The organism is Hydrogenimonas thermophila, from assembly GCF_900115615.1.
In the GTDB taxonomy this organism is placed as follows: Bacteria; Campylobacterota; Campylobacteria; order Campylobacterales; family Hydrogenimonadaceae; genus Hydrogenimonas; species Hydrogenimonas thermophila.
The window spans coordinates 1-7,633 of record NZ_FOXB01000065.1 but is presented as its reverse complement, the minus strand read 5'-3'; the positions used below and the strand labels follow the sequence as shown (position 1 = coordinate 7,633).

Below are 7,633 nucleotides of genomic sequence, written 5' to 3'. Positions count from 1 at the left end.
ATTCTTAACGCCTTTTGTTCTCTATCCATTGATAACATTCATTAACTTTAAGCGTTAATCTTATTAGGCAAGATCCGCTTCTCCGTTGAAATGTTAAACGTGTGTTTAACAGTTGTTTAACAAGTGTTTAACAGTGGTTTAACGGGTGTTTTACATCTCTATCAGCTTCTCAATATCACTTAACTTAATCTTAAATATCTGTCTGTCAAAGTCTCTTAATTCACTATTCTCACAAATTAAAACTTCTTCATCAAATATCTCTCTCTGATCACTAAATTCTTTCAGTGTCTCTTCATCATCAATAGCTTCAGCAATCTCATTATCGAACTGCTCTTTCAAAAACTCATTAATTTTTGGTAAAGCATTCTTTTTCAATTTCAATTTATACCCTGCTCCGTCAAGCTCCAGCTCTTCAATTTCAAATATGATTTCATAATACTCTACTTCTAAATACATAGCTCTATCTCCTTTTTTATCTGTTTAAAACTTTTTCTCTGAAAAAACCTACTGCAACAATAATAATACATATTGTTATAAATTGCTCTTTTAAGCTCATACCCAAAAAATCAATCACGGCACTTTGCAGATCATGCCACGTAGCAATAATTAAATCCATCTTTAAATCCTTTTTTTCATTCTATATATATTCTATCTTTTTTTGTTGTAAATGTCAAGGGTTTTATAAATATCAAACAAAAAAAAGAGAGATAAACTCTCTCTTTAGTAACTTAAATCTTCAAGTTGCAATATCTGATAATCTTTACTGCTCACTTCTCTTTTTACCATTCTACTCTTCAAAAACCAAGTCAAATCAGTTTCAAGCTCGATTAATTTTTTAATAAGTTTTGCTTTTGCGTATTCACTTATTCTTATATGATAAACTTTAAAACTTTTCAAGCCTTTAAAGTTGTTACAATTTTTATTCATAAATTCAGATTTATGTTTGCTTCGATCTCTCATTATAAGATCACTTTCATCAAGTAAATCACTATCAATCAAAATTTCTTTTATAAAATTTGTCACGCTCTTGTTTTCTGATAAACAATGTTTTTCAATTTTGCAAGCAATGTAAGTCGTGAAACTTACACTAATCTTATCGTTTTCAACATCTTTTTCAAGCTCGTTCAAATTTAGTTCAGCATATTTGTAATAATTTTTTGGTAATTTCAACATTTTACAATACTCCTTTTTCTTTTAGTGCTTCTTTAATCAATTGCGTTAATGTAATATCTTCTTTTTCTAAAGTTTCATTTATCTTTTTTAGTTCATCTTCATCAACTCTAAAGCCTAAAATTTTAGTAGTTTTTGGCTTTTTTTTCTGTTTATAAAGCTTAATTTCGCTCTCTTTTTTTTCTTTTTTCTGCTCTAAATTTGCATGCGTTTTTTCAATCTTCTTTGCTGGCTTTATCTCTCTGTTACCTAAATTTATATTTAGCTTTCCCATCTCTTACCCTTTTTCTTTTAATTTTCAACGATCTCTTTTACTTCTTTTGCTAATTCATCGAACATATTATTAAAACTTTTGTAAGTGTGACTTGCTAATTTACTGCTACTCATCAGCTCTTTTATGCTCATCTTTTTGTCAATTGCTGTCTTAACTGCATTGCTTTTTTTAATTCCAAAAAAGTAAAAATCGTCTGCCACAATATTACTTAAATTAATAATTGTTTTTAGAATTTCAACTGCTGAATTTAGCTCTTTTTCACTCTCATATTGATTAAATATAAACATCACATTTTTAAGTACACTTTTGCTATTTTGTAGTATAGTTGTTGCACTGTCAACTGTCGTTTTTATGCTTCTGTAGTCTGTGCGTGTAGGAAATATAAATAAATCAATCTGCGTTTTCGATAATCTCTCATCATCAAACCCGCCTGCGTCAACTACAATATAATCATATTCATTCTGATTTTTTATCTCTTCTATCTTTTGATTTTTGCTCAAATTTATAGTATAACTTGAGTTAAAATCTTCTGCGTCTTGGTATAAATCTAAATTTAAAATCACTGAATTTTCAAGCTTTTCAGCTAAAAAATTAGCAATCGTGCTTTTTCCTACTCCCCCCTTAAACCCCATAATTGCAATAGTTTTACAATCTCTCAAACCAAACTCCTTGTTAAATCTTTTTGTTACAACTTTATAAAATGTAATGACTTTTACATTTTTATTGTAATTGTTTAAAAGCTTCATTTCTTAATGTTTTATTATATAGTATATTATAGCTAAAGATACTACTATAAATAACACACTGCCAATTAACACAATATTGTTATTGCCCTTTTTATTACTCTTTTGCGTGTTCCTAATATTTGGTGATATCCGCTTGTAAACCATTTTTGCAAGTTTTGCCATATCAGTTTCACTTAATGCTTCGCTAAGATCTAAATTCAAATCGTCAATTTTGTTGTTTTTTTGTTCAATATCTTCAAGTGCTTTAATCAGCACTGCATTTACTTTTTTCTGCTCTTCGTTCATTTTAATAAGTTCATCGCTTAGTTTATCTTCTGTCTTTTTAACTGCTTCAAAATTCTTTTTTGCTAACGCTTTTATTGTGTACATCATTTCAGTGTTTCGCTCTTTTAGCTCTTTTACTTGTTCTTTCAATTGCATTATTTCATCAATTTTTTCATCAATCAGTTTTGGCATATTGTCAACTCCTCTTCTTTTTCATTATTATTATTCATTATATTTGAAACAAACTCTTTTATTTTGTCAAGTGCGTTGTTATCTGCAAATTTAAATTTTTCTGCTATCTCACTATCTGCAAATTTAAACTCTTTATTCTGCAAAAAGTCAAAAATGTCTTTCTCAAATTCATCTTCATTCAAAATTTCAACTCCTGCTCTTTTCGCTGATTCAAGTATGTTATATCGCTCTTGCATAAGTTCAGTAAATTGTTTCAAACTTTCGCTATTTTCTGTCAACTTCTCTAATGTGCTGTTTTCAAAAGTATTATGCAACTTTTCAGTTGCTAACATAAAAGGCGTGATCATTGCTAAAATATGATTGTTATTCATATCAATTTTTTCAAGCTGATCAACAATCTTTTGTCTAATATTTTGCTCTTCTTTCAGCTTTGCAATTCTTTCATTAGTCTTTTTTTGCTGTTCATGCAGTAACGCTATTGCTTCTTTTACACTGCTCATCTCAAATCCTTTTTTTCTCATTCTTCCTATATTATGCCTTTTTTTGTTGTAAATGTCAAGGGATTTAAATTTAAAAAAGAAAAAAGTGTAGAAAAAAATCTACACTTCAAATTTATAGCTCTTTGTTAAAATTTTAAAATTTGGATCTTCTTTTTTGTCTTGTAAATATAACTTAGCGGGATCGGTTATTTTTGTGTTTTCATTTATTGCAAGTAGTCCATATATATTTTTACTCTCACTCTCTTTTTTGTCATAGTAAGTTTTGTTATAAAAGTTTCTTAGCTTCTCACAAATCAAAATCGCTTCGTTTCTATCAAGTTCTTTTTTGTGCCAATTTTTAGCCTGAATTATTACTATTTCATCACTCTTTTCAGCTACTAAATCAACTCCCTCTGCGTCCAGTATTGCGTAATTCTCTTCGCTTGTGCCATCTAATATGTTATACCCATCTGCTTTAAATCTCTTTGCTAAAAACTGCTCGAATTTATCTCCAATTTTTGCTTTTTTGCTCTTTGTTTTTGGCTTTTTAAAATCGCTATTGCAAGTTAAATCAACATCATTTTCTTTTAACTCTTTATCTTTTTTATGTTCTATCTTATCATCTACTATTCTCTTTATCTGGTCAAGGCTCATTGTTTTTGTAATCGGCAAAGTTGCTTCATTCTTTTTGCTATACATTTTATTAGCTAAATAGTAAGTTATCATCTTTTCAGCTCTGTTTTCTCTGATTATGTAGCCTTGCCCTGCCTTGAGAGATTGCAACATTCCCGCCTTAAAAAAGTCCTCTTCTTTCTCTTCTATTGTGACTATCTCGCTATTATTTTTTGAACTGTTTTTCATTCTAATTTCATCTTTTTTGCGTCTCACTAATCTCTTAGGCACTCTTTCATTCAGTTTCTTAATAATCTTGTTGTCGTTATTTTTCAAAGTTATTATCGTGTTTGCGTTCGCTTCTGCTTGCCCTGCTTCAATGCCTTTGCCCATGTCAAGCGATTCCAAGTCACTCTGATAAGCGATTATTCCTGCAAGTCCAAGCCCTCTAATTACACTCATTACATCACCAAGCCCCAAAACTTCACCGTCTCGCCCTTTTGCCCAGCTGTTAATTTCGTCCAAAATACATAAATGCGTCTGCTCCAATTTATAGGCTTTTGCTTGTTTTTTCACTAAAAGTTGCAATACTCCAAAGACTAATTTTCCTATTGTGCTTGCGTCCTCGCTGTCTTGTCCTGGAATATTAAACACTACCAATTTACCTGAACGTATCGCTTCAATAAAATCAAAATCTCTTTCACGATTCTGCAAAACCATTGAAAATTTGTTGAAAAAAGATAACACTTTTCCAAAGTGAGACTGACTTACTTCAATTTTGTAAAATGCTCCATTACTGCTTTTTACTTCGCTTAAAATTTTATTAAAGCCATTATAAACGTCATCTATAATCGTTTTTAAAACTTTACTAATATTTATATTTGTTGATTGCGTTTGTATAACATTTTTTAATTCTTTGTGAATCATGTCTCTTTCAGCAACGATAAAACTTTCGTACAATTCTGTTGTATCATCAAGCTTTTTGTTGTCTGTATTAAACAATAAATTATCAAAACGTGTAGGCTCTTGCTGATAAATCTTTTCTATCACTGCAATAAGTTTAAGTAACTTTTCAGTGCTAACTATATACTCCGCAAAGTTGTAATAATTTAGATCTTCATAATTCTCAATTAGTGCGTCTAATGTGTTATCTGCAAGTAAAATTTCATCTATTTTATCAACGTTAAAAGTTAGCTTTGCTTCTCTTAACAATATAAGCATTTTCAATAATGCTTCTAAAAACTGTTTTGCTCCGATTCCCCATGAATCTGTATCTTTAACGTTGCTTATTTTTAAAAACAAGTTAATAATGTCTGTTGCTGTTCCAAAGTCAAATAAATTTATTGAGTTTGTAATTACTGCTTTATCATTATTGTTTACACTATCTAAGACTTGCTCTTTCGTTGCAAGCCAGTCAACTATAAAAAGATCTTGATGTCGATCGTATTCCGCTGCCACGCTATAAATCTGCTGTAGCATAGCATTATCAGCTTTTCCAAAAACTGCCAACGCTCCACCACCACGTCCAATTTGCTGTTCAAGTATTCCTTTTAAAAGTTGCGTTTTTCCGCTCCCCGTTGTTCCTATAACTAACAAATGTTGTCTAAGACTGTCGTCATCTATCAGTATAGGCTCTAATATATTAGTGCGTCTGCTATCGTATTGTGTAGCGTATATACGCTTTTTTGGCTCAATGTTCTTATTAAGAATTCTTATTATACTTTGTGTAAAACTATACTCTTCATAGTATTCTTTTTTATAGTGTTCTTTTACTCTATATCCAAGACAAATAGCGTAATTTTGCGTTTCTTTGTTTTCAACCAGTGCCATCTCTTTTGCTACATAACTGCTTTCTAAATCTCTAATCTTTAAAATATTTTTAGCTGTTATTAAACTCATATAGTTTACGATATTTGCCACTTGTGCAAAACTGCTTATATTGCTTGTCAATGCGTCTAAATGTTTTTCATAGCTAATTTCTGATAATGTAGTTTCCATTTTCTTTTCTCCTTAAATAACTTTTTTCTTTGCAAAATAAAGTGCATAAATAATCCCGTTTGCCACAAATCGCCCTGCGGGTAAACCCATAAGAAAATATAAAAATTGTTTCTCCCGCTCATTTCTTGTATATTGTAGTAATTGTGAAATCCTTATCGGTATGTTTCTGTTTTTTAGCTCAATAAACTTTTTAGTAATCAGCTCTTCAACTTCTATTCTTTTCATCCCTTTTATATCATCTTTTGTTATATTTTCAATATTATATTCATCTTCTATATTGTTCACATAATTAATCAAATTTTTCAAAACTACCGATAATTTTTTCAATTCTTTTTCTTTTTCAACCGTTTTTTCAAAATTTTTAAGCTCTAATTTCGTCAAGTTATTTAATTCCAAAGCTTCAACCGTCAAATTTTTCTTATTTAAAATTTTCTTAAAATGATAGTAATCAAGATCAATATCTTCATTTACATATTTTTCAAATTTATTCTTTTTTCTGCTTTTCAAGTTTTTAAAGTTTGTCAAAATCTTAGCTTTAATGTCTGCGTTGTTAAATTTTAATTCACTGATTTTCTTAGATAAAAACATATTTAAAAGAAAAAAAATGAAAAGCCCTGCACTATAAAAATACCATTTTTGCTCTCTAAATTTAGTTTCTACAAAATAAACAAAAATTGAAACTATGCTCATAATTGCAAAGTTAATCAAAAAAAGCGATAACATAATATCGCTTCGTTCAAATTTTTCCTCTCTTGTAAGACTTTTGCTATTTTGTATTTCAAGATAAGTTTGTATCGCCCAAAACATAAATAAAAATAATATAATAATGTTCGCAATCGGCATAAAATTAAAGTTTAACATTGCAAATACTCCCCGAATTCTTCTAACATTTTTTCAGCTATACTTAAACTAAAATCGCTCAAATCTTCCGCTTCAGTCACTATCTTTACATCCTCGCCTGCACTTTTTAACTCTTCAAGTTTTTCAAGTTCTCTTTCGTCAAGCTCTGCTATGTATGCGTCAAATTCTGCTAAAGTAAGTTCAACATCTTTTAATAGCTCGTAAAATTCATCGTTTTTTTTGTCAAATTTTTTGCTATTTTTCAAAGCTGATTCTCTTTCAAAATCTTCAAATTTAAATTCAATTTTTTTGTTAGTCTCAAAGTCTTTTTGTATTACTTTGTCTAATTTTTTTATAAAGATGTGTTTTGTGTTTTCGTTCATATCTTCGTTTGTGTAGTTTAAAAACTCTTTATTGCTTAAATTATGTGCTTTTATGTAGTTTTCAACTATTTTTTCAATGTTTTCATCTATCCCGCCCCATAAATGAATGTGTCCGCTTTTGCTTGTTGCGTCACTGGTCGGGTGCAATTCAAGCACCCCATCAAAGCCTGCAAGTCTCAATTCTTCACTAAGCTCTTTTTTAATTTCATTTAGCTCATCTTGCGTTTTTACATTCAAGTTTTCAGCGTAAAATACTGCTCTGTCATCTTTTTCAAATCTGAACATAAACTCTGAAATTACTCTCTTGCTCTCGCCTTTGAAATGTTCCAAGTCGCCAATCAATTCGTAATTTTCGCTATACCGCATGAAACTTCTGCTCTTTTTTCCCATTTTTGCCATTTCATTGCCCTTCAGTAAAGTCGTCTATATCAATTTTTGTATCTTCATTTTTCTCTTCAAAAATATCAAGCACTTCATTTAAGTTTTGCTTAAATTCATCATCACTCAAATATTTTTCTGCTCTGTCTTTTAGTTCCTCTTTTACCTCTTCTTTTGCCTCATCAATCAGCTCATCAACTATCTTTTCAGTCACGCTTTTATCATCTTTTTTCTCTTCTTGTTGTTCCTGCTGTTGTTGCTGTTGTTCAATAATTTCATCAATCTTCTCTTTTTTTT

The 7,633-nt window shown here is 29.9% G+C and carries 11 protein-coding genes; all 11 read right to left on the bottom strand.

Features of this window, described 5'->3' with window-relative positions; translation table 11 throughout:
* Positions 1–150: 150 nt before the first annotated feature.
* Positions 151–456: a hypothetical protein gene (locus BM227_RS12165; RefSeq protein WP_092914230.1), complete on the bottom strand. Its 306-nt coding sequence runs from the start codon at positions 454–456 to the stop codon at positions 151–153.
* 16 nt (positions 457–472) lie between these two features.
* The gene (locus BM227_RS12855; RefSeq protein ID WP_177202059.1) at positions 473–616 is read right to left on the bottom strand and encodes a hypothetical protein; all 144 of its coding nucleotides are present in this window, start codon (positions 614–616) and stop codon (positions 473–475) included.
* A 104-nt stretch (positions 617–720) separates the two neighbouring features.
* Positions 721–1,173 carry a hypothetical protein gene (locus BM227_RS12160; protein ID WP_092914228.1) on the bottom strand — a complete coding sequence of 151 codons (453 nt, stop codon included), beginning with the start codon at positions 1,171–1,173 and terminating at the stop codon, positions 721–723.
* Position 1,174: 1 nt separating this feature from the next.
* Entirely contained in the window at positions 1,175–1,444 is a 270-nt protein-coding gene (locus BM227_RS12155) for a hypothetical protein (RefSeq protein ID WP_092914227.1), read from the bottom strand.
* Between the two features lie 17 nt (positions 1,445–1,461).
* A complete protein-coding gene (locus BM227_RS12150; RefSeq protein ID WP_092914225.1) occupies positions 1,462–2,190 on the bottom strand; it encodes a ParA family protein in 729 nt (242 codons plus the stop codon).
* 3 nt (positions 2,191–2,193) lie between these two features.
* The gene (locus tag BM227_RS12145) at positions 2,194–2,646 is read right to left on the bottom strand and encodes a hypothetical protein (protein ID WP_092914223.1); all 453 of its coding nucleotides are present in this window, start codon (positions 2,644–2,646) and stop codon (positions 2,194–2,196) included.
* Complete coding sequence (locus tag BM227_RS12140; protein ID WP_218147962.1) at positions 2,634–3,146, bottom strand: hypothetical protein; 513 nt, start codon at positions 3,144–3,146, stop codon at positions 2,634–2,636. Before BM227_RS12140 ends, BM227_RS12145 begins: the two co-directional genes overlap by 13 nt.
* A 99-nt stretch (positions 3,147–3,245) precedes the next feature.
* The gene (locus tag BM227_RS12135) at positions 3,246–5,735 is read right to left on the bottom strand and encodes a P-loop NTPase family protein (protein WP_092914219.1); all 2,490 of its coding nucleotides are present in this window, start codon (positions 5,733–5,735) and stop codon (positions 3,246–3,248) included.
* A 12-nt stretch (positions 5,736–5,747) separates the two neighbouring features.
* Entirely contained in the window at positions 5,748–6,596 is an 849-nt protein-coding gene (locus tag BM227_RS12130) for a hypothetical protein (RefSeq protein ID WP_092914218.1), read from the bottom strand.
* A complete protein-coding gene (locus tag BM227_RS12125) occupies positions 6,590–7,357 on the bottom strand; it encodes a hypothetical protein (RefSeq protein WP_092914216.1) in 768 nt (255 codons plus the stop codon). Before BM227_RS12125 ends, BM227_RS12130 begins: the two co-directional genes overlap by 7 nt.
* Position 7,358: 1 nt before the next feature.
* On the bottom strand, positions 7,359–7,633 hold a 275-nt coding region (locus BM227_RS12850), incomplete at its 5' end, for a hypothetical protein (protein ID WP_425431733.1).